Below are 24,024 nucleotides of genomic sequence, written 5' to 3'. Positions count from 1 at the left end.
ATGACATCGTTGTGATTGTCAACGCGACACGCCGGTTACCCCTGTGAAAGTTGGGGTTTTTGTTGCTGATGTGACTTCTGAGCATTAGCGTCTCCCGCGTGCCTACCTCGAAGCGGACTCTCGGAACCGCTGCCGTCCTCTCGCTGAGCCTTTCCCTGGGCCTGGCCGCTGCGTCGCTTGCGGGCTCCTCGGCGCTCGCGTCTCCGCATGACCCGGTGCCGAGCAAGCAGGACGTCGCCCAGGCCCAGCAGGCTGTGACGAGCAAGCGCGGCGAGGTCGCGCAGGTGCAGGACCAGCTCGCCTCGGCCAACGTCCGGCTGCAGCAGGCCAGCGACACGGCCGAGATCGCCTCCGAGGCCTACAACGGCGCCCAGTGGGCCGCCGACCAGGCCCGCGCGGCTGCCGACAAGGCGCGTGCCGCCGCGGCCAAGGCGAAGGACGAGCAGGAGTCCCAGCGCGCGGCGTACGCCTCCGGTGTGGTCGGCAACTACCAGGCCGCACCCGAGGTGACGGCGCTGGCCGGCATCGCCAAGGCGCACGGCATCGACCAGGTCCAGCAGCAGACCGAGGCGATGGCGACCGCGCAGAAGGCGCTCAACGCGCAGTACGGCCGGGTCCAGGCCTCGGCCGCGCTCGCCACCGTCACCGCCCAGCAGGCGACCGATGCCGAGGCGAAGGCGGTCGCCGCCGAGGCCGACGCGAAGTCCAAGCGCGATGCGGCAGCCGCGGCCGAGCAGCAGGCCCAGTCGGCCGCTGCCGACATCGCCGTGCAGAAGCGGCAGCTGATCACCCAGCTGGCCCGGCTCAAGCACGTCAGCGTCCGGATCGCCGCGCAGCGTCAGGCGGCGCTCGAGGAGCGGGCCGCCGAGCGCGCCGCCGCCGCGGCCGCGGCCAAGGCGGCCCAGGAGGCCGCAGCCCAGAAGGCTGCTCAGAAGGCCGCCGAGGAGGCTGCTGCCGCAGCGGCGCAGCAGGCTCAGCGAACCGCTGCCCGCAAGGGTGCGGAGACCGGCGAGCTACAGGGCGGGGGCCAGTCGGACTCCACGACCCCCACGCCGACGGTGACGCCGGCGCCGCCCGCCTCGTCCGGCGGCGTGGCCGCAGCGCTCGCCTTCGCGCGGGCCCAGATCGGCGAGCCGTACGTCTGGGGTGCCGCCGGACCGTCCAGCTGGGACTGCTCCGGCCTCACCATGGCGGCCTGGGCACAGGGCGGCATCTCGCTGCCGCACTACTCGGTCGCGCAGTACGAGGAGTCCACCCCGATCTCCTACAGCGACCTGCGTCCGGGCGACCTGGTCTTCTGGGGCACCACCGACAACCCCTCCTCGATCCACCACGTCGCGCTCTACGCCGGCAACGGGATGATCGTGCAGGCGCCGCACACGGGCGCGGACGTCGACGAGGTGTCGATGTACTCCTGGACCGCCCCGAACTTCTTCGCCCGCCCGTAGCGCACCCCGGGTTGACCGGGGCCGCCCGGGGATACCGTCGGGGGCATGGACACCGATGCCCCCGTTGCTGACGCTGTCACCGGCGTGCTCTCTGGCGTGCTCTCTGGCGAGCTCACTGCCGAGCTCGGCGCCGTCCTGGACGGCCGCTACGCGGACGTCCGCCGCCAGGTGCGCGAGGAGCTGATCCCGCACGCGGGCCTGCTCGCCGAGGCCGACGAGCTCGCCCGCGACGCGTACCGCGATCGGGTCCGTGACCTGCTCGTGGAGATGGCCAAGACGGGCCAGACCGGCCTGGGCTTCCCCAAGGAGTACGGCGGCGGGGGAGACATCGGCGCCTCGATCGCCGCGTTCGAGACGCTCGCGATGGGCGACCTCTCCGTGCTGGTGAAGTCGGGCGTGCAGTTCGGCCTGTTCGGCGGCGCGATCCTGCATCTGGGTACCGCGCGACACCACGACGCCTACCTCGCCGACGTGGTGAGCGGTCGGTTGCTGGGCTGCTTCGCGATGACCGAGCACGCGCACGGCTCCAACGTCGCCGAGCTCGGCACCACGGCCACCTACGATCCCGCGACGGACGAGCTCGTCGTGGCGACCACCGAGCCGGACGCCTACAAGGACTACATCGGCAACGCCGCCAAGCACGGCACGATGGCGGCGGTCTTCGCCAACCTCGTCGTCGCCGGCGAGAGGCACGGCGTGCACGCTGTCCTGGTGCCGATCCGCGTCGACGGTCGGCCCGCCCCGGGCGTACGGATCGAGGACGACGGCCCGAAGATGGGGCTCAACGGCGTCGACAACGGCCGGATCTGGTTCGACGGGGTCCGGGTGCCGCGGGCGAACCTGCTGAACCGCTTCGCGGACATCACCGACGACGGCCGCTACGAGTCGTCGATCGAGAACCCCAACCGGCGCTTCTTCACGATGCTCGGCACCCTGGTGCAGGGCCGGGTAAGTGTGGGCGGCGCGGGCATCACGGCGGCCAAGTCGGCGCTGACCATCGCGACCCGCTATGCCGTGCGGCGCCGCCAGTTCGGGACCGGCGACGGCGAGGAGATGCTGCTGCTCGACTACGGCCAGCACCAGCGCCGAATCATCCCGCTGATCGCGCGGACGTACGCCCTCTCCTTCGCGCAGGACGTGCTGCGCGAGCAGCTGCACGAGATCTTCAGTGCCGACCCCGACACCGTCGAGGAGCACCACCGGCGTGAGCTCGAGTCGCGGGCCGCCGGCACGAAGGCCGTAGCCACCTGGCACGCGACCCGGGTCATCCAGGAGTGTCGCGAGGCCTGTGGCGGTGCCGGCTACCTCGCCGCCAACCGCTTCGCGGCGCTGAAGGCCGACACCGACGTCTTCATGACGTTCGAGGGCGACAACACGGTCCTGCTGCAGCTGGTCGCGAAGGGTCTTCTCACCGACTACGCCGACGCCTTCTCCGACCTCGACCAGCTCGGCATGGTCCGCTTCGTCGCCGGCATGGCGGTCGACACGGTGCTGGAGAGGACGTCTGCGCACAAGCTGCTGGAGCGGTTCCGCGACCTGCTGCCCGGCGGCGACGCCTGGGACCAGGAGGCCGAGGTCCGCGATCCGGAGTATCACCTGGCGATGCTCCGCTTCCGCGAGGAGCACATGCTGGGCGGGGTCGCGCGTCGACTGAAGCGGGGGGTCGACAACGGCGGCGACCCGGCCGAGGTGTTCTCCGCCGTCCAGGACCACGTCATCGCCTCGGCCCGTGCGCATGTCGAGCGGCTGGTGCTGGAGGCGTTCGTCGCACGGCTGGGCGAGGTGCAGGAGGGCGCCGCGCGCGATCTGCTGGCTCAGGTCTGCACGCTGCACGCGCTTGCGGAGATCGAGCGCGACCGGGCGTGGTTCATGGAGCACGGCCGCCTCACCGTCCAGCGCTCGAAGGCGATCTCGCGCGAGGTCGGGACGCTCTGCCGTGAGCTGCGCTCCTCGGCCGTGGGCCTGGTCGATGCGTTCGGGATCCCCGACGAGCTGCTCCGGGCCGAGGAGCTGATCGGCTGATGGCCACCCGCTACGTCGACCTCGGGCCGGACCTCACCGATGCGCGCGGCCTGCTCGTCCTGCTGCCGGGACAGGGCTATCACCCGGACCTACCGCTGCTCTCGGTCGCGAGCCTGGCGGCCGTGGACGCCGGCTGGCGGGTGCGTCAGGTGTGGTGGAAGGCGCCGGAGTCGGTGACGGCCCCGTGGGCCGGCGGGGAGCTGACCACCGCCGTCGAGGACGCCGCGCCCGGTGAGCTCCCGGTCCGGGTGCTGGCCAAGTCGATCGGCACGCTCGCGGCGCCGCAGGCCGCTGCCGCCGCGTACCCCTCCTGCTGGCTCACGCCCCTCCTCGGCCAGCCCGACGTGGTCGAGGGCATCAGGGCCAACCCCGCCCGCCAGCTCCTCGTCGGAGGCACCGCTGATGAGCATTGGGTCGCCGAGACGGCCCGGACGTTGCCCGCCGAGATCGTCGAGCTGCCGCGCGCCGATCACTCACTCAACGTGGCCGGCCGCTGGCGCGGCCGTCAAGCCACCGCCGGGGCCCACGCCGCTTTCATCCGGGCGTTCACCGGCTGGCTCGACGCCTGAGCCACGGCCGTCACTGCAGTATGTCGGCGCCCGGCGCCCGGCGCCCGGCGCAGGCGTCGCCGGCCCGGCGCCCACTCCCTCGGCGCAGATCCGTCCATCGGAGGCGTAGGCCGTCAGCCCGACCGAGGTGATGGTGTCGGCGAGCGCCGTGGCAACGCGGACGTCGTGGTCCGGCGCGGGTACGGCCGTACGTGAATTCGCTGCGGAGGTACATGCGCCGAGGGCCGCCAGACCGATCAGGCTGGTCGCGATGAGCCGCACGTTCGCATGACGCGTTGTCCGAGCAGTTCCGTTCCATCGGACGCAGCTCCGGCGGGGACGCAGCATGGGTCGCCGGTCCAGCGCACGAGGGGACGTTGCCCGCACACGGGCGCGGCCTATGCGACGGCTGCCGCTGACCGTCGCACGTGCCTGACCAGCCATAGCCCGAGCAGGAGCGCCGTCGCGCAGAACGCGGCGACGATCGATACCTCGAGAGTGACGACAGGGATAGCGCTGGAGTAGTCGAGTCGCGCGGCGACAGCCATCGTCGGCGCGACGCTGAGTGCCCCGCCCAGGAGGAGTGAGGCGCCTGCGGTAAGGGCGATCAGCCAGATCCTTCTCTCGTCACGGAATCGCCAGCGAACGGCAAACATGGAGAACGCTGCGCAGACCAGCGATGCGACGGTATGCATCCCGATCGCGAAGCCGCCTTGATCGCCGTAGGTGAGTCGGAGGTTGTCCACGATCCGCATTCCGAGCGGATAGATCGTGATGAGCGATGCCGCCGCTCCGACCGTGGCGCCCGCCAGCGCGGTCCCGACGAACGTCGCGTGGGTCACCGAGGGGTTCTTTCGCGGGGACACGACGAGCCCGTCGGCTTCGGCGAGCTCGCGTGCGAATATGCCCGGGTCTCCGCTAGTCAGCTCCTCGATCGATGCGCCATCGGCCAGGCCCAGTCGCAGATCCCGTTCGAGTTCTGCGCGAAGTCGTCGGCGGTCGCGGTTGCTCGCGCCGCTGCGGCGCAGCTGATCCGAAACCGCCTCGATCCAGGCATCGAGCAGCGGGTCTCCCGGCAACTCTTCACTGCGCATAACGGGCCTCTCCTCGGGTGGGGCCGGAGTCAAGCACCAGCCTGGTGAGTTCGGTTGTTCGCTTCCACTGCGCTGACCAGGACTCGAGGGCCGCTCTGCCAGCGGTGTTGATCGCCAGCACGTTGCGAGCCGGTCCCGAAGGACTCTGCTCCAGCTGGTTGTCGACGAGTCCCTGTTTCCGCAGGCGAGTCACGAGCGGATAGATCGTTCCGTAGCTCGCGTTGACGAAGCCGTGATCCTGCAGCTGTTGGACGAGGCCGTAGGCGTGAAGCGGCTCCTGATCCAAGAGAGCCAGGACGCACATGTCGAGGACCCCGCGCATGAGCAGGGTCTCCCGGCCGTCGATGTCGCCCTGATCTATCATGCGACGCACGGTAGTAGGTATCGCCGCATAATGCGAGCGTTTACGTGGAACACGCGGCCTGTGGCACCCGGAGGCACGTACGCCTACGAGTCGGCGGGTCGATCGCGGTGGGTCGATGGGCGCGGCGTCGACGGAGACGCCGGCGATTGGTCGCAGCGGTGGTGTCGAGGCTCGCTTCATTGGCACCGACCACCGGGGGCTGCGCGCGGCTCAGCCGCCGGGGGCGGGTAGTGGTGTGGTGCCGGTGGGGTCGACGTGGAAGTGCTGACGGTGGGGGCTGGTCCAGAGGAACTCGCCGGGACTCAGCTGGGTGTACCCCCAGCCTGCATGGGTCTTGACCCGGTGATGGAGGCGGCACAGGGGTGCCAGGTTCGCCGAGGTGGTGGTGCTGCCGTGTTCGTAGGGGTCGATGTGGTCCAGGTCCGCTGAGCGGGCGCTGCGGGTGCAGTGCGGGAACACGCAGATGCGGTTGCGCAGGACGATCTGCTCCCGCAGGGTCGCTGAGGGCTGGTAGCCCGACGAGGCGATCTCGGTGTTGAGGTCGATGACCGGCCGGATGCTCACCGTCGTGCCGGGGCGGGTGAGCCACGACTGGAGGCGGTCGATGCCGACCGTGTAGTCGCCGGAGCCGTGCTCGACGTGCGCCGTCTCCGGGTCGTCCGCGTTCAGGTGGACGTACAGGGTCGCGGCCGATCCGCCGGTGGTGATCTCTCCGGTGGTCAGGTCGAGTCCGAGCTCGCGGCGTGCGATCTCTCCCACCGCGAGCGCACGCCGCACGTCCAACGACTCCTCCGAGCCTGCCAACAGCAGGGCGTGCGCGGCGCGGGCGATCGCGGTCTCGAAGTCGCGGGCGTCGACCGCATCCAGGCTCGCGCTGACTCCGACACAGCCTCCGACCACGTCGCGGTCGTGGATGGTGACGTGGCGGTGCTCGGCAGCAGCGAGCTCGTCTTGGGCTGCCTGTTCGGGGTCGAAGCGTCGGATCGCGTCGGTGACGAGGCGTTCGAGGCGCACGATCCCGATCTTGTGCGCGAGAGGTGCGACCTGGGCATCCACCCACCCCGCAGCATCTCGGGTCAGGGCGAGGGTGTGGTCGGCGATGCGGCGGGCCTTGTAGGGCTCCAACGGACCAGCGACCATCCGCGCCCACACCAACGGGAGGCGATACCGCAGCTCGAGCACGGTCCCGAGCCACAACCGGGCCGAGTCGGCCGAGCGGCCCAGGGCGGTGGCGAACTCGGCGACGGCGAACTCCGCCACCAGCGGCGCCCCTTCGCCCGCGATCGCGAGCTCGTGGTCGGTGCCGGGCACCGTCATCGCCCGGTCCAAGGAGTCGGTCGAGTGCAGGTCCGCCCACTCCAAGGCGAGGCGCATGATCCGGATCTCGGCTTGGCGGGCGTCCTCGCGCGCCGCGCCCATCGCCTCCAGGAGTCCGGCCGGGGTGTCCCGGTCGAGCTCAAGGGCGAGTGCGGTGGTCATGGTTCGAATCTACGGAAAGGGTCCGACAGTTTTGGGCCTCATCGGACCTGTCCAGAGACTTCTTTTCGAATATCTTCTCGGGTCTTTGTTCTGTGCCCCGGGGCTAGTGGCCCGACGGAACTGTGCTCTCGGCACCTGCTGTGCCAAGACACTCGACCGGCACCCGCGGTGCCGCTCTTCCCTTGAAATCTCTGGCTGGAACCGTCGCCACCGGTACGCCACCCGCCCACCGGCAACCGCCGGTGGACGGGTTGCGCCTGTAGGGCCTGCTGGCGATCACGAAGACGAACGAGAGAAGCGTGGTACAGCGGGTGCCAGCACAGTGTCTTGGCACCGTCCCAGCGTGGGGCACCGTCGCGTCGAGCCACCATGCGTGTGGTCCCGTCCAAAGACAACGTGCCGGAGGGTCGAGTCGGTGGTGCGGGAGGGCCGAGTCGGCGGTGCGGGAGGGCCGAGTGAACGCAAAAGGCGCCCCGGCCAGTGGCCGGAGCGCCTTGCTTGGAGCGGTGGATCAGTGACCGGAGGTCTTGAAGCGCTCGATCGAGGCCTCGATCTCGGCGATCGCGGCCTCGCGGCCGACCCAGTCGGAGCCCTTGACGGACTTGCCCGGCTCGAGGTCCTTGTAGCGCTCGAAGAAGTGCTTGATCTCGTCCAGCACGTCCTGCGGCACATCGCCCAGGTCCTGGATGTTGTCGAAGCGAGGGTCGGTCGGGACGCAGAGGACCTTCTCGTCCTGGCCCTTCTCGTCCTCCATCACGTACATCGCGACCGGGCGCGACTCGACGAGGACGCCGGGGTGGATCGGGAACGGGAGCAGGACGAGCGCGTCCAGCGGGTCGCCGTCGCCACCGAGGGTGTCCTCGATGTAGCCGTAGTCGGCCGGATAGACCATCGAGGTGAAGAGCACGCGGTCGAGGCGGAGCTTGCCGGTCTCGTGGTCGACCTCGTACTTGTTGCGCGAGCCCTTGGGGACCTCGATCAGGACGTCGAACGTCAGCGTCATGGGTGTTCCTCCAGGTGTGTTGACGCGCCATTGTCCACCACAATGACCTCGATAGTCGCTACCGGGAGGGTCATCAGTGTCACGTAGGGGTCGTCGGCGACTGCTCGTCGTGGTGGTGCCGCTGGTCCTGGCGCTCCTCGCCGGCACCGCTCTCTGGGCGCTCGGCTGGGTCGATCACTGGCGTGGTCACGACCGGGTCGCGGCCACTCCGGCGCCACGTCCGTTGGTCGTCGATGTGCCGACGCCGGCAGCGACGGATCCGATCGCCGATGCGGGCGACGGGACGATCCGCGCCGCCTCGGTGCAGCGACTCCTCGCCCGAGACGTCGACGACGCGCTCGGCAGCCATGTCGTCGCCGCAGTCGCCGATCTGGACCGCCCGATCGTGGCGCAACGAGGCCGTGGCGCGGCGGTGCCGGCCTCGACCAACAAGCTGCTCACCGCCGCGGCCGTGCTCGCGCTCGACGGGCCGGAGAAGCGCTTCACCACCCGTACGGTCCTCACCGACACCCCGGGCATCGACACCGTGACGCTGGTCGGCGGCGGGGATCCGCTGCTCGCCTCCGAGCCGGCCGCCGACGACGCATACCCGAAGGTCGCCGACCTCGCCACGCTCGCGAAGCAGACCGCGTCCGCGCTGCGCGCCACCGGCATCACGTCGGTCAGGCTCCGCTACGACACGTCGCTCTTCACCGGCCCGGACGTCGCCCCGACCTGGCCGCACAGCTACATCACCGAGGGCGTGGTCGCGCCGATCACCGCGCTGTGGGCCGACGAGGGGCGTACGACCGACGACGCCGAAGCGACCGGCCGGGTCGCCGACCCGGCGCAGGACGCCGCCGCGACGTTCGCGGAGGCACTCTCCAGCGCCGGCATCACCGTCCGCGGAGCAGCCCAGGAGCAGACCGCCCCGCAGGGTGCCGCCGATCTCGCCCACGTCGACAGCCCGCCGCTGCGCGAGATCGTCGACCACGTCCTCGAGGTCAGCGACAACGAGGGCGCCGAGGTCCTCGCCCACCAGGCCGGCCTCGCGTCGGGCGACGGCGGCAGCTTCGCCGGAGGCGCCGCGGCCGTACGGGGCGCGCTCGCCAAGCTCGGCGTCGACACCAGCGGGCTCGTCCTGCGCGACGGCAGCGGCCTGTCGCGGGCCGACCGGATCTCGCCGGTGACCCTCGTCCAGACCCTCCAGCAGGCCGTGGCACAGCCTCGTCTGGCCCCGATCGTGGTCTCGGTCCCGGTTGCGGGGTTCAGCGGCTCCCTCCTCGACCGCTTCGACGACGAGGACGGCAATACCGAGGCGGGCCGTGGCCTCGTCCGCGCCAAGACCGGCACGCTCACCGGGGTCGACGCGCTGGCCGGCTACACCCAGGACGCCACCGGCACTCCGGTGGTGTTCGCGATCATGGCCGACCGCGTCTCCGAGACCGACACGCTCGCCGCCCGGCATGCGCTCGACGCCCTGGCGACCGCGCTGACCACCTGCCGCTGCGGCTAGCTCAGCGTGCCCGGGTCGCACCCGGACCGCACCCGGACCGCACCCCGCAAACACGAGCGAGCTCGCGCTGCTTTGCCGGCTTCGCCTAAGTTCGACTCATGACTTCTGCGGCGGACGGCGCTGACGACAGCGCGCGCGAGATCGTCGACTGGGACTTCGCCGTACGGATCGGCTCCGGCCTGGCGGGCGAGGGCCCGACCATCCCGCGCGCGGAGGCGGCCGCCGCGGTCGCCGAGCTGCGTGCCGACGCCGCCAAGTCGACGCCGCTGGTCAAGGAGTTCACCGGCCTGACCACTCCTGCCGAGGCCGCGCCGGTCCTCGTCGTCGACCGCGCCGGCTGGGTCCAGGCCAACGCCGATGCGTTCGCGCACGTCATGACGCCCGTCATCGACAAGGTCGTCACCCACCGGCCCAGCGGCATCGCCCGCAGCGTCGGCGCCAAGGTGACGGGCGCCGAGGTCGGCGGCCTGCTCGGCTTCCTCTCCGGCAAGGTGCTGGGCCAGTTCGACCCGTTCTACGGCTCCGACCGAGTCGAGCGAGGCACGAGTGAGCACCCGGGGGCCGCAGGTGCTGTCACCGGCAGCGGCCCGTACGGGCGTCTCCTGCTGGTCGCCCCCAACATCGTCCAGGCCGAGCGCGACCTGCACGTCGACCCGACCGACTTCCGCCTCTGGGTCTGCCTCCACGAGGAGACCCACCGGGTCCAGTTCACCGCCAACCCCTGGTTGCGCGAGCACGTCCTCAGCGAGGTCGCGGCGCTGGCGGCCACCATGGACGCCCAGACGATGCTCACCGACGGCCTCAGCCGCACGATCGAGGCGATCAAGGGCAACGGCAACCTCATCGACGCGATCTCCTCGCCCGAGCAGCGCGCCATCATGGATCGCGTCACCGGCATGATGTCGCTGCTGGAGGGCCATGCCGACGTGGTGATGGACGGCGTCGGCCCGACGGTCATCCCGACGGTGGCGACCATCCGCGAGGCCTTCAACAAGCGCCGCAAGGGCACCGGCTCCCTCGACCGGATCGTGCGCCGGCTCTTCGGCCTCGAGCAGAAGATGGCGCAGTACCGCGACGGAGCGATCTTCGTCCGGGCGGTCATCGACAAGGTCGGCATGGACCGGTTCAACGCGGTCTGGGCCGGTCCGGAGAACCTCCCGTCGAAGGACGAGATCTACGCGCCGGACCAGTGGATCACGCGGGTCCTGTGAGCCGATGACGCTCCCGCCAGCGGTCGCAGCCGTACGGCGCGGCGTACGGGAGGCGCTCACCATCGTCCCGGACGGCCGGGGTGGGGTGTGGGTCCCCGACAACGACGATCGGCCGGTCCTGGTCGCCTGCTCCGGCGGTGCCGACTCACTGGCGCTGCTCAGTGCGGCGATCTTCGAGCTGAGGCGCAGCCCGAGCTCCGTGATCGGCGTCGTCGTCGACCACGCGTTGCAGGACGGCTCGGCCGAGCACACCGCGCGGGTGGTCGAGCAGATGGCCGCGATGGGTGCGGGCGAGACCGCCTCCATCCGGGTCCAAGTCGATGCCACGGCGATCGGTGTGGAGGCCGGTGCCCGCGAGGCCCGGTACGCCGCGCTCGGCCAGCTCGCCACGCACTTCGGCGCGATCACCGTGCTGCTCGGCCACACCCGCGACGACCAGGCCGAGACCGTTCTGCTCGGCCTGGCCCGGGGGAGCGGCGGCCGCTCGATCGCCGGCATGCGGCGCGGCTTCCACCGTGGCGACGTGCGCTTCCTCCGACCCCTGCTCGACGTCACCCGCGAGCAGACCGAGGCCGCCTGCCGCCACGAGGAGATCGACTTCTGGGTCGACCCGCACAACAGCGATCCCCGCTTCCTGCGCGCCCGGGTGCGGCGCGACGTGATGCCGCTCCTCGAGCAGCAGCTCGGCCCGGGCGTGGCCGCCACCCTCGCGCGCACCGCCGAGCAGCTCCGCCCAGACATGGAGTTCCTCGACGACTACGCCGAGCGGCTCCTGAGCGAGGCCCGTGAGCCGGGCGCCGAGGGGCTCGGCATCCGGGTGACGACCTCGAAGGTCCGACCGATGGGCTGGGCGATGCAGACCCGCGTCGCCCGCCTGGCCGCCCTCGAGGCGGGCTGCCCGGGCGACGAGCTCTTCGCCGTCCACGTCAACGCCGTCGCCGAGCTCCTGATGGTCGACGCCGGCAAGCGGCAGATCCAGCTCCCCGGCTACGTCACCGCCTACCAGGACGGGCCGGACGTGCTCGCCTTCCGCCGCACTGCTTCTTCCGGTTGAGCTGGCTCCGGTTACTGTTGCGGCATGGATTCCGCGCACGTGGGTGACGACCTCGTCAAGGTGCTCTACACCGAAGACCAGATCCAGGCCAGGCTCGCTGAGATGGCCGCCCGGATCGAGCAGGACTACGAGGGCAAGGACCTGCTCATCGTCGGTGTGCTCAAGGGCGCCGTGATGGTGATGGCCGACCTCGCACGCTCGTTCACCCGCCACGTCGACATGGACTGGATGGCGGTCTCCTCCTACGGCTCCGGCACCCAGTCCAGCGGCGTCGTCCGGATCATGAAGGACCTCGACGCGGACATCACGGACCGTCACGTCCTCATCGTCGACGAGATCATCGACACCGGTCTGACCCTGACCTGGCTGACGTCCAACCTGGCCTCGCGCAACCCCGCCACGGTGGAGATCGCGACGCTGCTGCGCAAGCCCGAGGCCCAGCAGATGCCGGTCGAGGTGAAGTACGTCGGCTTCGACATCCCGAACGAGTTCGTGGTCGGCTACGGCCTCGACTTCAAGGAGCGCTACCGCAACCTGCGTGACATCGGCACGCTGGCGCCGCACGTCTACTCCTGATGGGCTTCTCCCAGGTGATTTCCATCCTGGGGGAGAATGTGGGCGACGCACCCGGCACGTTCGAGCGTGTTGAGTCGTTGTAGTCCTCGAAAGTTCCTGTACCTCGCGTCCGAGAGAAGCCTTGTGAAGCGCATCGTCAAGAGCCCGTGGCTCTGGATCCTCGTTGCCGTGGTGGGCGTCCTGCTCGCCCTGCAGTACCTCGCTCCGCGAGGCGGCGGCGACGAGATCACCACGTCCCAGATGGTCAAGTACATCGACGCCGGTGACGTCAAGGACATCACCTTCGTCGACGGCGACCAGCAGATCCGGGCGACGCTGCGCGACGGCGTACGGGACGCCGGCGACAAGGTCTCCACCCACTGGGTCGACGGTGCCCAGGCCGCGCTGATCAACACGGTCCAGAAGCAGGTCACCGACGGCAAGATCGACACCTACAACTCGCAGGTGTCGCAGCCGAGCCTGCTCGGCTCGATCTTCAGCTTCCTGCTGCCCTTCATCTTCATCGTGGTGCTGTTCCTGTTCATGATGAACAGCGTCCAGGGCGGCGGCGGGCGCGGCGTCATGCAGTTCGCCAAGTCGAAGGCGAAGCTGATCAGCAAGGACATGCCGAAGACCACCTTCGCCGATGTCGCAGGAGCCAACGAGGCACTCGAGGAGCTCTCCGAGATCAAGGAGTTCCTCCAGGAGCCGGCCCGCTTCCAGGCGGTCGGCGCCAAGATCCCCAAGGGCGTCCTGCTGTACGGCCCTCCGGGCACCGGCAAGACCCTGCTCGCGCGCGCCGTCGCCGGCGAGGCGGGCGTCCCGTTCTACTCGATCTCCGGCTCCGACTTCGTCGAGATGTTCGTGGGTGTCGGCGCGAGCCGCGTCCGCGACCTCTTCGAGCAGGCCAAGGAGAACGCGCCGGCCATCGTCTTCATCGACGAGATCGACGCCGTCGGCCGCCACCGCGGCGCCGGCATGGGCGGCGGTCACGACGAGCGCGAGCAGACCCTCAACCAGCTCCTCGTCGAGATGGACGGCTTCGACACTCGCGGCGGCGTCATCCTGCTGGCCGCGACGAACCGCCCCGACGTGCTCGACCCGGCGCTGCTGCGCCCGGGCCGGTTCGACCGCCAGATCCAGGTCGACGTCCCCGACCTGATCGGCCGCGCCGAGATCCTCAAGGTGCACGCCCGCGGCAAGCCGCTGGCCACCGACATCGACCTGCTCAACGTCGCCCGGCGCACGCCCGGCTTCTCGGGCGCCGACCTGGCCAACGTGCTCAACGAGGCCGCGCTGCTCACCGCTCGCAACAACGAGAAGCTGATCACCGCGACCGCCCTCGACGAGGCGATCGACCGCGTCATCGCCGGCCCGCAGAAGCGCGGCCGCGTGATGAGCGACCACGAGAAGCTCATCACCGCCTACCACGAGGGCGGCCACGCCCTGGTCGCCGCGGCGCTCCCGCACAACGACCCGGTGCACAAGATCACGATCCTGCCGCGCGGTCGTGCGCTGGGCTACACGATGGTCATGCCCGACGAGGACAAGTACAGCCAGACCCGCAGCGAGATGCTGGACAAGCTGGCGTACATGCTCGGCGGCCGCGCCGCCGAGGAGATGATCTTCCACGACCCGACCACGGGTGCCGGCAACGACATCGAGAAGGCCACCAACCTGGCCCGCGCGATGGTGACGCAGTACGGCATGACCGAGCGTCTCGGCGCCATCAAGCTCGGCCAGTCCGGCTCCGAGCCCTTCCTCGGCCGCGACCTGGGTCACCAGCGCGACTACTCCGAGGACGTCGCCGCGATCGTCGACGACGAGGTCAAGCAGTTCCTGGCGAACGCCCACCAGGAGGCCTTCGACATCCTCGAGGAGAACCGCGACGTCCTGGACGCGCTCGTTCTCGAGCTGCTCGACAAGGAGACGCTGAACAAGGAGGAGATCGCCGAGATCTTCGCCGCCCTTCGGCGTCGTCCGCAGCGTCCGGCCTGGACGGGCTCCCCGACCCGCAAGCCGTCGGAGATCCCGGCCGTCGAGATCCCGCAGGAGATCCGCGACCGCGCCCTCGCCAACGGCAAGCAGACCGAGGCCGGCAACAGCGGCGCCGTGCTCACCCCTCCGGGCTCCGGTGGCGACGTCCACGGTGACCCGGGGGTGCTCCCGCCGAGCGGCGTCCAGCCGCCGCAGGCCTGAGGGGACGACGGATGAGCGAGCGAGCGTTCGATCACGCGCGCGCCGAGGCGGCCGTTCGCGAGCTGCTCCACGCGATCGGGGAGGACCCCGATCGCGAGGGCCTGCTCGAGACGCCGGCCCGGGTGGCCCGGGCGTACGCGGAGCTGACCGCCGGCCTGCGCCAGGAGCCGGAGGACGTCCTCACGACGACCTTCGACCTCGGCCACGACGAGCTGGTGCTGGTCCGTGACATCGAGCTGTGGTCGATGTGCGAGCACCACCTGGTGCCGTTCACCGGCGTCGCGCACGTCGGCTACATCCCGGCCGAGACCGGCAAGATCACCGGGCTGTCCAAGCTGGCCCGGCTGGTCGACGTCTACGCGAAGCGGCCCCAGGTCCAGGAGCGGCTCACCACCCAGGTGGCCGACGCCCTGATGGAGATCCTCGAGGCGCGCGGCGTCATCGTGGTGATCGAGGCCGAGCACCTCTGCATGACGATGCGAGGCGTCCGCAAGGCGGGCGCGCGGACGATCACGTCCGCCGTACGGGGTTCGATGCGGACCAACGCCGCGACCCGTGCCGAGGCGATGGCGCTGATCAACCGCCCGATCCACTGACCCTCGCCGGCGATCGCTCGCCGACCCGGTGATGTGAGAGCAACAAGAAGGCCCGGCTGCCGAGCAGCCGGGCCTTCTGTTGTTCGCGCTGCCGCTACACCGAGAACTGGCGCACCAGGGTGTCGAGCTCGATGGCGAGACCGGCGAGGGCCGATGCCGCCTCGGCCGTGCTGGCCGCGCCGGACTGGGCGGCGGCGGCCGAAGCGGCAGCGGAGGCCGTCGAGTCGGCGATGCCGTTGGTGCCGTTGGCGGCCTCGGTGACCGAGCGGGCGATCTCACTGGTGGTGGCGCTCTGCTGCTCCACCGCGGCGGCGATCGTCACCTGGATCTCGTGGATCGAGGTGATCACCTCGCCCACCTCGCTGATCGCGGTGGCCGCGCCGGCGCTGTCGCGCTGGATCGCCTCGATCAGGCGGCCGATCTCGTCGGTGGCCTTGGCGGTCTGGCCGGCCAGCTCCTTGACCTCGTTGGCGACGACCGCGAAGCCCTTGCCGGCGTCGCCGGCCCGGGCGGCCTCGATCGTGGCATTGAGGGCGAGCAGGTTGGTCTGCTCGGCGATCGCGGTGATGACCTTGATGACCTGGCCGATCTCGACCGAGGAGGTGCCGAGCGCCTCGACGGTGTCCGTGGCGGCCCGGGCGCGCTCGACCGCATCGGAGGCGACCGAGGAGGCGTGGGTGGCGTTGCGGGCGATCTCGGCGATGCTCGCCGTCATCTCCTCGGCGGCGCTGGCGACCGTGGCGACGTTGCCCGAGACGTGGCCGGCGGAGTCGGAGACGCTGCCGACGAGCGCGGCGGTGTCGCCGGTGCTGCGGCCCATGTCCGCGCTGACCGTGCTGAGCTCCTCGGAGGCGGACGCGACGGAGGCGGCGTTCTGCCCGATCTGGGTCATGCTGGCGCGCAGGGACTCCACCAGCGCCCGGACGGAGTCGGCCATCTGGCCGACGTTGTCGTCGCCGGCCATGGCCAGCTGCTGGGTGAGGTCGCCGCGGGCGACGACCGCGAGGTAGTCCTTGATCACCTCGACGCGGGCAGCCGTCTCCGCAGCGGCCTCGGCGGCGTCGCGGGCGCGGGCGGCCTCGCCCTCGGCGATCTCCTGCTGACGGGCCCGCTCGGCCTCGAAGCGCTCCTGCTCGGCACGGGCGCGCTCCTCGGCGAGCTGGCGCTCCTGCTCGCGCTCGCGGTCCTGCTGGGCCTGCTCGGCGTCGCGGCGCTCCTGCTCGCGCTGGCGCTCCAGCTCGGCGTCGCGCTCGACGGCCGCCCGCTCGGCGGCCGCCCGCTCCTCGGCGTCATGGCGGTCCTGCTCGTCGCGGGCGATGCGCTCGGCCTCGGCACGGCGCCTGTCCTCGTCGCCGGCGTCGAGCGCCTCGACGACCTGGTCCACGGCGATCGCGATCTCGCCGATCTCGTCGCGGCGCTGGTGGTCGACGCGGGTGCTGCGGTCACCCTCGGCGATCGCCCGCAGAGCGGTGACGACCTTGCGCAGGGGGCGCGCGACGGCACGCACCAGGAGCAGGCCGGAGGCGACGAAGAGCAGCAGGCCGACGATCGACACGACCAGCGTGATCGAGCGCAGGTCGCTGACCGACTTGTTGATCGCCAGCACCTGGGTGTCGACCAGGTTGTCCGTGAAGTCGTCGGCCTGGCCGAAGAGCGTGTCGATGGCGTCGGCAGCGGTCCCGCTCGCGGAGTTGGTGATCGTGACCAGCGCATCCGCCCGGCCGGCCTGGCCGGCGCGGTGGATCTGCTCGAGGAAGTAGTGGTACTGCCGGGTCTGGTCGAGCAGCTTGGTGACGATGTCGTGGGCGCTGCCGTCGACGTCGAGCGCGATCGCGGCCTGGTACTTCTCGATCGCCGTCGTGTAGTGCGACTCGGCGACCCCGTACGCGGTGGTCGCGGCGGAGTCGCTCGCCTGGCCGCCGGCCAGGATGATCGACGCGTACTGCCCGGTGAAGGAGCGCTCGAGGAGCCACTCCTCGTACCCGGCGTTGATCTTGCTGTTGACCTGCGCGGTGGTCTTGTTCTGGGCGGTCAGGTCGACGACGTCGGCGACCTTCATCGCGCCCACGCTGCCGACCACGACCAGGGCGACCACACCGACGGCGATCATCGCCCACAGCCGCTGCACGATCGTGACCCGCAGGCCGCGCCGCTGCTTGCGGATCGTCGCCGGAGCGGCTTCCTCAGCCTGTTCCTCGACGGCCGATGACTCGGGGAGCGCCTCCGAGGGGGCGGCGACGTCGTCGATCTCGGTCGAGGAGTCCGGCATCTCCAGGGGTGGGGAGAGCGGGTCGTGCACGGCTGTCATGGCGGTGTGATCGGCGCAACAGGAGAAGATCTGATCGGATTCCTGCTCAGGTATCGGCCTTGACAAGCCGAAAGTTAAGTCCCCTGGAGCGATAAGTCGGGGGACGCCCGTGGAGGCGCCAGGGCCGTGGACGGATAGGTTCATGCCTGTGACCGACCTGTTCGTCCCGCTCCGCCGCCCCCGGGTGATGGGGATCGTCAACGTCACGCCCGACTCGTTCAGCGACGGCGGCCGGTACCTCGCGACCGACGACGCCGTGCACCACGGTCGCCAGCTCCTCGCCGAGGGCGCCGACATCCTCGACATCGGCGGCGAGTCCACCCGTCCGGGCGCCACCCGCCCGCTCGTGGCCGAGGAGCTCGCCCGGGTCGTGCCCGTCATCGAGGAGCTCGCCGCGCAGGGCGCCGTGATCTCGGTCGACACCATGCGCGCCGAGGTCGCACGAGCGGCGATCGACGCCGGCGCCCGGATCGTCAACGACGTCTCCGGCGGGCTGGCCGACCCGCGGATCCTCCGAGTCGTCGCGGAGTCCGACGCGATCTACGCCGCGATGCACTGGCGCGCGCACAGCACGACGATGCAGAGCTTCACCGAGTACGCCGACGGCGTCGTCGAGACCGTCCGCACCGAGCTGGAGGCGCGGGTCGAGGCCGCCGTCGCCGCCGGCATCGCGCAGGAGCGTCTCGTCCTCGACCCCGGCCTCGGGTTCTCCAAGACGGCCGAGCAGAACTGGCAGCTCCTGCGCGGGCTGGACCGGATCGCCGATCTCGGCCGGCCCGTGCTGGTGGGCGCGAGCCGCAAGGCCTTCCTCGGGGCGCTGCTGGCGGACGACGAGGGCCGATCGCGCCCGGTCGGGGAGCGGGAGAGCGCCCACACCGCCGTCGTGGTGGGACTTGCGCAGGCGGGCGTGTGGTGCGTGAGGGTGCACGACGTGAGGGCGACGCGGGACGCGTTCGCGGTGACCGAGAGGATGCAGGGATGACTGAGCGCATGATCGATGAGCTGGCGATCCACGGAGTGGAGTGCTTCGGCCACCACGGCGTCTTCGACTTCGAGCGTCGGGAGGGGCAGGTCTTCCTGATCGACCTCGTCCTCGGGCTGGACACCGCGCCCGCGGCGGCCTCCGACGACTTGTCAGACACCGTCGACTACGGAAGTCTCGTCGCGCAGGTCAAAGCTGCAGTGGAGCGCGACCCGGTCGACCTGATCGAGACGCTCGCCCAGCGGATCGCGGGTGTCTGTCTCTTGGATGACCGTGTTGAATGGGTACGCGTCACGGTCCACAAGCCGGACGCGCCCATCGACGCGACGTTCCGGGATGTCGCGCTGACGATCACGAGAAGGGCAGATGCGTGACCGAGGTACCCAATCCCCACATCATCGACGCGGACACCCTGACCGGTGAGATGCGTCCGATCCGCCGTGTCGTGCTCGCCATCGGATCCAACCTGGGCGACCGGATGGCCAGCCTGCAGGGAGCCGTCTCCGCGCTGGTCGACACGCCTGACGTGTGGGTCACCGCGGTGTCACCGGTCTACGAGACCGACCCGGTCGACAGCCCGGACGAGGCCGGCCAGTTCCTCAACGCCGTGGTCGTCGCGGACACCACGCTCTCCGCGGCCCGCATGCTCGATCGGGCCCTGGCCATCGAGGACGCGTACGCGCGCGAGCGCTCGGACGTCACCAACGCCCCGCGCACCCTCGACGTGGACGTCATCGTCGTCGGCGACCGGATCAGCGAGGACCCCGAGCTGGTCCTGCCCCACCCGCGGGCGCACGAGCGTGCCTTCGTCCTGCGCCCGTGGATCGACATCGAGCCGGCCGCTGAGATCCCGGGGCGCGGACCGATCGCCGACCTGCTCGCGCAGGCGGGCGACGGCGGCGTCGCCCGCCGCGACGACCTCATCCTCGAAGCCGAGTGACCGAGCCCCGGGAGCGGCTCCGGCCGATCTCGGGCGGAGCGCTCACCGTCTGGGCCATCGTCGGCCTGATCGGCGGATGGTTGCTCCACCGCGTCTCGGAGGCGTGGTGGAGCACCGCACCGGTGGTCACCTGGCTCCAGCCGCTGGCGCTGCTCATCGTCGTCCTCATCGTCGGCATCACCGCCTGGGCCACCCGCCGCTCCATCGCGGGCAAGGCGGAGAGGATCGAGCCCCTCTATGCGGTCAATCGGCTCGTCCTGGGCCGCGCCTGCGCGCTCGTCGGCGCGCTGATCGCAGGCGGATACGCCGGCTACGCCCTCAGCTGGCTCGGCATCGACGGCGACCCCCTGGCCGGCCAGCGGGTGGTGCGCTCGAGCATCGCGGCGGTCCTCGGTCTCGGCGTGTGTGTCGCAGGACTGCTCCTGGAGCGCGCGTGTCGGGTCCGTGAGGACGGTCCCAAGCCGTAACGTGAAGTCCATGACTTCCCCAGCAGCAACATCCGTCACACGTCGTCGCCAGCGCAGCACTCGGCTGACCGTCGCTGTCGCGCTGCTCGTCGTGGCGGCCCTGCTGGTCGTCGGCGCGATCGTGGCGCACACCGTCGTCCTGCTGATCGGCGCGGCGATCGGCGCTGTTGCGCTGGGTGCTGCTGCCACCCGCATCACCCAGACCGAGCTCCAGGACGCCCGTCGCGAGGCCAACCGCGACCGGGCCGCGCAGGCCAAGGCGTACGTCGCCCTCACCGACGAGCGGATCGCCGAGAACCGCAAGCACGAGGCGCATCTCGCCGAGCAGGCCGAGCGTGAGCGCAACAGCTCGGCCAAGACCGTCGCCGAGCTGGAGGCCGCGCTGACCGCGGCGCACCAGCGCGCCGCCGAGGCCCTCAAGTCGCGTGCGTCCGAGACCCAGCGCGCCACCGAGGCGCTGGCCCGGGTCGCCGAGCTCGAGCGCGACCTGGACGTCGCCCGCGCCGAGCTCGACGCCGCCAGGGTCGCGCTCAAGAAGGCCCAGGACGACGCCCACGAGCAGGCCGCCTGGCGTCGGGCCCAGACCGCCTGACATTCGGTCCCGCCCGCAGGAGAAGGTAGCCTCGGCGGTCGTTCGTCCGACCGTCAGGAGTTGCTGGATGCTTGAGCCCACTGCTCGCCGCGGGGTCCGCGTGGACATCCAGGCGCTCCGGGCCCTCGCGGTGACACTCGTGGTGGTCTACCACCTGTGGCCGACCCGGCTCCGCGGTGGCTTCGTCGGGGTGGACGCGTTCTTCGTCATCTCCGGCTTCCTGATCACCTCGCACCTGATCTCCCGTGCGCCGCGCAGCGCCGGCGATCTGCTCGCCTTCTGGGGCCGCCGGATCCGACGCCTCCTGCCGGCGTCCCTCTTCGTCCTCGCCGTCACGATGGTCGCGTCCTGGGCGACCCTGCCGGATACCCGGTGGCAGAGCACGAGCGCGCAGGTCCGCGCCGCGGCGCTCTACGTCGTCAACTGGCGCCTGGCGCATGACGCGGTCGACTATCTCGCGCAGGACGCCGCGGCCTCCCCCGTCCAACACTTCTGGTCGCTCTCGGTCGAGGAGCAGTTCTACCTCGGCTGGCCGATCCTGATCCTCGCGCTCGGCCTGCTCGCCCACCTGACCCGGCGCAAGCCCGGACTCTGGTACGCGGTCGGCCTCGGCGTGGTCGTGCTGGCGTCGTTCCTCTGGTCGATCCATGACACAGCGACAGACCCGGCCGCTGCCTACTTCGTCACGCCGACCCGGATCTGGGAGCTCGGGGTCGGCGGCCTGGCGGCGCTCGCAGCCGGATCGATCCCACGTTGGGTGCTGCGTCCGGGCGCCCGCACGGCTCTCGCCGTGCTCGGCCTGGCCGTCGTCCTGGTCGTCGGCTTCACGTTCGACTCGGCGACACCGTTCCCCAGCTGGCGCGCGGCGATCCCGGTGCTGGCCACGGCCCTGGTGATCCTCGCAGACGCGCCCGCCGGGTCGGCGTTGGTACGGGTGATGGGCGTGCGGCCGGTGCAGTGGCTCGGCGACGTCTCGTACTCCGTCTATCTGTGGCACTGGCCGCTGATCGTGTTGATCCCGGCCGCGCGACACCACAACCGCGATGCGCTCGACGACGTGCTCATCGTGGTGCTGACCCTGATGCTCGCCGCGGCTACCAAGCGCTGGATCGAGGACTACTTCCGCACGGCCTCCTGGAACCGGCGACTCGGCGGCACGTACGCGGTCGGCGGCATCGGCATGGCCATCGTGCTCGCGCTGTGCGCGACGGTGACGACCCAGGCCCAGTCGCACATCGACCACGACCGGGTGCAGCTCGCGGCGGCGCTGCGCAGCAACGACCCGTGTCTGGGTGCCGGGGCGACCGACAGCGCCAACGCGTGCGCGCCCGCCATCGGCGCACCCGTCCCGTCGCCAGCACTCGCGGCGAACGACAAGTCGCAGGCCTACGCCGCCGTGTCGCATCGCCGCGACTGCTGGTCCTACCTGCCGACCTTCCGGACCGTCACCTGCCAGTTCGGCGCCCGTGCCGCGTCGGTGCGGGTCGCACTGGTCGGCAACTCCCACGCCGGCCAGTGGCTTCCCGCGCTCCAGCGGGTAGCCAAGCAGGAGCGGTGGCACATCACCACCTACCTCGCCTCCCAGTGCGCCATGTCGGACGTCGCCCAGACCTTCGACACGTCCGCCCACTCGTCCGCGTGCCGTTCGTGGGGCCGTCGGACCGCTGCCGCGGTCGCCGCCTCGCGCCCGGACCTCATCGTGCTGGCGAACCGGGTCTCGGTCCCCGCTGTCGGTGCCGACGGCGTGGCGTCCAGCCAGCCCGCCTACGAGGCGGGCGCAGAGCGGATCATGTCCCAGTGGGCCGATGCCGGCATCCCGGTGCTCGTCATCCGCGACACCCCCGCGCCGGGAGACGGTGGGATGCAGCTGATCCCCGACTGCGTCGGCGCCCACCCGGACGACTACGCCACCGCCTGCTCGGGCCCCCGATCCGAGTGGCTGCCGGCCGATCCGACCGTGGCGGCCGCCAAGGCGATGGCGAGCCCGCTGGTGCACACCGTCGACCTCACCGACCGGATCTGCCCCGGGGTGACCTGCGAGCCGGTCGTCGGCGGCGTCATCGTCTACTTCGACGCCTCGCACCTCACCGCCACCTATGCGACCACGCTGGCGCCGTTCCTGCGCCCTGCGCTGCTGGCCAGCATGCGCCGATGAGCTAGCGCGGAGGGACGATCCGCGGCACGCCGAGGAACTGTGCGACGCAGCGGGCGACCCAGTCCGACCGTCTGGTCGTGAGTGGGTTGAAGGGCTCGTGCGATCCGGCGATCGGTGTCGGTGTGAAGGTCGGGCGCTGTGATCCCTGCGCGATCTGGCTGTTCACGGAAGCCTCGTTGGCGTCCCAGGCCGCCGCTCGATCCCGCATCTCGGCGGCGAGGCTGTAGGTGCGGGGCCAGAGCGACAGAAGGATCGCCGCGGCCACGACTGCGACCGCGACCGCTACCGCCGGCGTGCGGGCGAGGACCGGTAGCCGATTCCGGATGGTGTACCCGAGCGCGGCTCCGTAGTAGCCGAGCACGAGCATCGCGGGGAAGAGGAACACAGCCCAGGTACGGGCGTACGTCCAGCCGTTGGTGCCGTAGCCCTCGCGCAGGGCTGCGATCACCACGAGGGAGGTGGCCACCACCAACAGCGCTGGGAGGGCGAGGAGCAGCCGACGGTGGCGGGCGAGAGTCTGCGCTGTCTCATCCGTCACGCGGGTGGACAGACCGGCGAGCACCCCGAGGGCGAGGATCGAGTAGTACGCGGGCTCGCCCATGATCGTCGCCCACGTGTGGATCCAGCCGCTGAGAAGATCGGACAGGCCGGACGGGGTCCACGGAGCCGCTTGGTCCCGGTGCTGCGCACGCCCGCTGAGCCCCGGTGACGTGTAGAGCACCACGAAGCCGATCGCGACGCCGCCGCACCATGCCCCGGCCAGAAGGAGGGTCCGACCCACCCTGCGTCCGCGTCCGAGGACGAGTGCGGCCAGCCCCGGGATCAGGCCGTAGGCGATCGCAACGGGTGCCAGTGCCTCGTTCCACGACCCCACCACGACGCCACCGACTGCGAGCACGATCAGGGCGGCGACGGTACGTGCTCGTCCGACCCGCGCGGTGAGAAGGATGGCAAGGGCCGTCGAGGTGCTGGCGATCGCCGTCGGTGCGATGTGTGTCATCGACCCTGCGACCCAGTAGGTCAGCTGGTAGGGGACGGTCCCGGCGAGCAGCGTCAGGGCGGTCGCCGTCGCGCTCAGGGCCACGATCGACGCGTACGGCACGGTGATGCCGAGTCGCCGCAGCCCGGCCCGGAGGATGATCGAGGTACTCACGGTCAGGGAGACGATGAGAACGAGGGGGAGCAGTTGCGCGCCGCCCCAACGCCAGTGCCACACCAGTCCCTCGGGAATCCCCTTGGACACCCGGCCGCTCCACGCGTTGTAGTAGTGCGAGGCGAGGCCCACCGGGCCGGACTCGTTGACGTGGGCCAGGATGCACCAGTCGTCCGCACTCGGCCGGACCCAGAGGCCGGCCCCCGCGGCGAGCGCTAGGAGGGCGAGCGCGCTGGCGGCGACGAGCGAGGCCCAGCGGCCCTCCGGCCGGGGCCGCTGGGGTCGCTGGGGTCGCCAGATGTGGCGCGGTAACGGTGCAACATCCCCGGATCGTCGGTCTTCGACCACGCCGACAGGCT

Annotated in this window: 21 protein-coding genes; 15 read left to right on the top strand and 6 right to left on the bottom strand. The window is 70.9% G+C overall.

The window, feature by feature from the left end; all coding sequences use genetic code 11:
- Positions 1 to 98: 98 nt before the first annotated feature.
- From ACZ5L9_RS04865 to ACZ5L9_RS04855, 3 genes are read left to right on the top strand one after another with little or no spacing between them, the layout of a single operon-like run.
- On the top strand, positions 99 to 1,448 hold the full coding sequence (locus ACZ5L9_RS04865) for a C40 family peptidase (protein ID WP_464534408.1): 1,350 nt from the start codon (positions 99 to 101) through the stop codon (positions 1,446 to 1,448).
- Positions 1,449 to 1,493: 45 nt separating this feature from the next.
- Positions 1,494 to 3,470, top strand: a complete 1,977-nt coding sequence (locus ACZ5L9_RS04860; RefSeq protein WP_464534407.1) for an acyl-CoA dehydrogenase family protein — start codon at positions 1,494 to 1,496, stop codon at positions 3,468 to 3,470.
- Positions 3,470 to 4,039, top strand: coding sequence for a hypothetical protein (locus tag ACZ5L9_RS04855; protein WP_464534406.1), 570 nt, complete (start codon positions 3,470 to 3,472; stop codon positions 4,037 to 4,039). The genes ACZ5L9_RS04860 and ACZ5L9_RS04855 overlap by 1 nt, the downstream gene beginning before the upstream one ends.
- 377 nt (positions 4,040 to 4,416) lie before the next feature.
- Here the strand turns inward: ACZ5L9_RS04855 and ACZ5L9_RS04850 are convergent, their stop codons facing one another.
- The 4 genes from ACZ5L9_RS04850 to ACZ5L9_RS04835 form a co-directional block, all read right to left on the bottom strand.
- Positions 4,417 to 5,112: a hypothetical protein gene (locus tag ACZ5L9_RS04850; protein ID WP_464534405.1), complete on the bottom strand. Its 696-nt coding sequence runs from the start codon at positions 5,110 to 5,112 to the stop codon at positions 4,417 to 4,419.
- On the bottom strand, positions 5,102 to 5,476 hold the full coding sequence (locus ACZ5L9_RS04845) for a PadR family transcriptional regulator (protein WP_464534404.1): 375 nt from the start codon (positions 5,474 to 5,476) through the stop codon (positions 5,102 to 5,104). Before ACZ5L9_RS04845 ends, ACZ5L9_RS04850 begins: the two co-directional genes overlap by 11 nt.
- Before the next feature lie 210 nt (positions 5,477 to 5,686).
- Entirely contained in the window at positions 5,687 to 6,955 is a 1,269-nt protein-coding gene (locus ACZ5L9_RS04840) for an HNH endonuclease signature motif containing protein (protein WP_464534403.1), read from the bottom strand.
- 511 nt (positions 6,956 to 7,466) lie between these two features.
- Positions 7,467 to 7,958: an inorganic diphosphatase gene (locus ACZ5L9_RS04835; RefSeq protein ID WP_464534402.1), complete on the bottom strand. Its 492-nt coding sequence runs from the start codon at positions 7,956 to 7,958 to the stop codon at positions 7,467 to 7,469.
- A gap of 76 nt (positions 7,959 to 8,034) precedes the next feature.
- On the opposite strand from ACZ5L9_RS04835, the gene dacB reads away from it, so the two are divergent.
- The 6 genes from dacB to folE all read left to right on the top strand — a co-directional run bounded on the left by dacB (position 8,035) and on the right by folE (position 15,068).
- The gene (gene dacB, locus ACZ5L9_RS04830; RefSeq protein ID WP_464534401.1) at positions 8,035 to 9,453 is read left to right on the top strand and encodes a D-alanyl-D-alanine carboxypeptidase/D-alanyl-D-alanine endopeptidase; all 1,419 of its coding nucleotides are present in this window, start codon (positions 8,035 to 8,037) and stop codon (positions 9,451 to 9,453) included.
- A 98-nt stretch (positions 9,454 to 9,551) separates the two neighbouring features.
- A complete protein-coding gene (locus tag ACZ5L9_RS04825) occupies positions 9,552 to 10,664 on the top strand; it encodes a zinc-dependent metalloprotease (protein WP_464534400.1) in 1,113 nt (370 codons plus the stop codon).
- 4 nt (positions 10,665 to 10,668) lie between these two features.
- Positions 10,669 to 11,718: a tRNA lysidine(34) synthetase TilS gene (gene tilS / locus ACZ5L9_RS04820; protein ID WP_464534399.1), complete on the top strand. Its 1,050-nt coding sequence runs from the start codon at positions 10,669 to 10,671 to the stop codon at positions 11,716 to 11,718.
- Positions 11,719 to 11,742: 24 nt separating this feature from the next.
- Positions 11,743 to 12,294 (top strand): hypoxanthine phosphoribosyltransferase, encoded by a 552-nt coding sequence (gene hpt / locus ACZ5L9_RS04815; protein WP_464534398.1) that lies wholly within the window; start codon positions 11,743 to 11,745, stop codon positions 12,292 to 12,294.
- 123 nt (positions 12,295 to 12,417) lie between these two features.
- Positions 12,418 to 14,472, top strand: a complete 2,055-nt coding sequence (ftsH, locus tag ACZ5L9_RS04810) for an ATP-dependent zinc metalloprotease FtsH (RefSeq protein WP_464534397.1) — start codon at positions 12,418 to 12,420, stop codon at positions 14,470 to 14,472.
- 11 nt (positions 14,473 to 14,483) lie between these two features.
- Positions 14,484 to 15,068, top strand: a complete 585-nt coding sequence (folE, locus tag ACZ5L9_RS04805) for a GTP cyclohydrolase I FolE (protein ID WP_464534396.1) — start codon at positions 14,484 to 14,486, stop codon at positions 15,066 to 15,068.
- Positions 15,069 to 15,162: 94 nt separating this feature from the next.
- Here folE and ACZ5L9_RS04800 read toward each other — a convergent pair whose 3' ends face one another.
- On the bottom strand, positions 15,163 to 17,376 hold the full coding sequence (locus ACZ5L9_RS04800) for a methyl-accepting chemotaxis protein (protein ID WP_464534395.1): 2,214 nt from the start codon (positions 17,374 to 17,376) through the stop codon (positions 15,163 to 15,165).
- 142 nt (positions 17,377 to 17,518) lie between these two features.
- On the opposite strand from ACZ5L9_RS04800, the gene folP reads away from it, so the two are divergent.
- From folP to ACZ5L9_RS04770, 6 genes are all read left to right on the top strand, one after another.
- Positions 17,519 to 18,358, top strand: a complete 840-nt coding sequence (folP, locus tag ACZ5L9_RS04795) for a dihydropteroate synthase (RefSeq protein WP_464534394.1) — start codon at positions 17,519 to 17,521, stop codon at positions 18,356 to 18,358.
- Positions 18,355 to 18,732: a dihydroneopterin aldolase gene (folB, locus tag ACZ5L9_RS04790; protein WP_464534393.1), complete on the top strand. Its 378-nt coding sequence runs from the start codon at positions 18,355 to 18,357 to the stop codon at positions 18,730 to 18,732. The genes folP and folB overlap by 4 nt, the downstream gene beginning before the upstream one ends.
- Positions 18,729 to 19,298, top strand: a complete 570-nt coding sequence (folK, locus tag ACZ5L9_RS04785; RefSeq protein ID WP_464534392.1) for a 2-amino-4-hydroxy-6-hydroxymethyldihydropteridine diphosphokinase — start codon at positions 18,729 to 18,731, stop codon at positions 19,296 to 19,298. The genes folB and folK overlap by 4 nt, the downstream gene beginning before the upstream one ends.
- Positions 19,295 to 19,765, top strand: coding sequence for a DUF3180 domain-containing protein (locus tag ACZ5L9_RS04780; protein WP_464534391.1), 471 nt, complete (start codon positions 19,295 to 19,297; stop codon positions 19,763 to 19,765). The genes folK and ACZ5L9_RS04780 overlap by 4 nt, the downstream gene beginning before the upstream one ends.
- A gap of 10 nt (positions 19,766 to 19,775) precedes the next feature.
- Positions 19,776 to 20,357 carry a hypothetical protein gene (locus ACZ5L9_RS04775; RefSeq protein WP_464534390.1) on the top strand — a complete coding sequence of 194 codons (582 nt, stop codon included), beginning with the start codon at positions 19,776 to 19,778 and terminating at the stop codon, positions 20,355 to 20,357.
- Positions 20,358 to 20,424: 67 nt separating this feature from the next.
- The gene (locus ACZ5L9_RS04770) at positions 20,425 to 22,512 is read left to right on the top strand and encodes an acyltransferase family protein (protein ID WP_464534389.1); all 2,088 of its coding nucleotides are present in this window, start codon (positions 20,425 to 20,427) and stop codon (positions 22,510 to 22,512) included.
- Between the two features lies 1 nt (position 22,513).
- On the opposite strand, the gene ACZ5L9_RS04765 is transcribed toward ACZ5L9_RS04770, so the two are convergent.
- Entirely contained in the window at positions 22,514 to 23,797 is a 1,284-nt protein-coding gene (locus ACZ5L9_RS04765; protein ID WP_464534388.1) for a DUF6056 family protein, read from the bottom strand.
- Positions 23,798 to 24,024 lie beyond the last annotated feature (227 nt).

The sequence above is a fragment of the Nocardioides sp. JCM 18998 genome (assembly GCF_055391535.1).
This window is presented reverse-complemented; position numbering and strand designations above follow the sequence as displayed.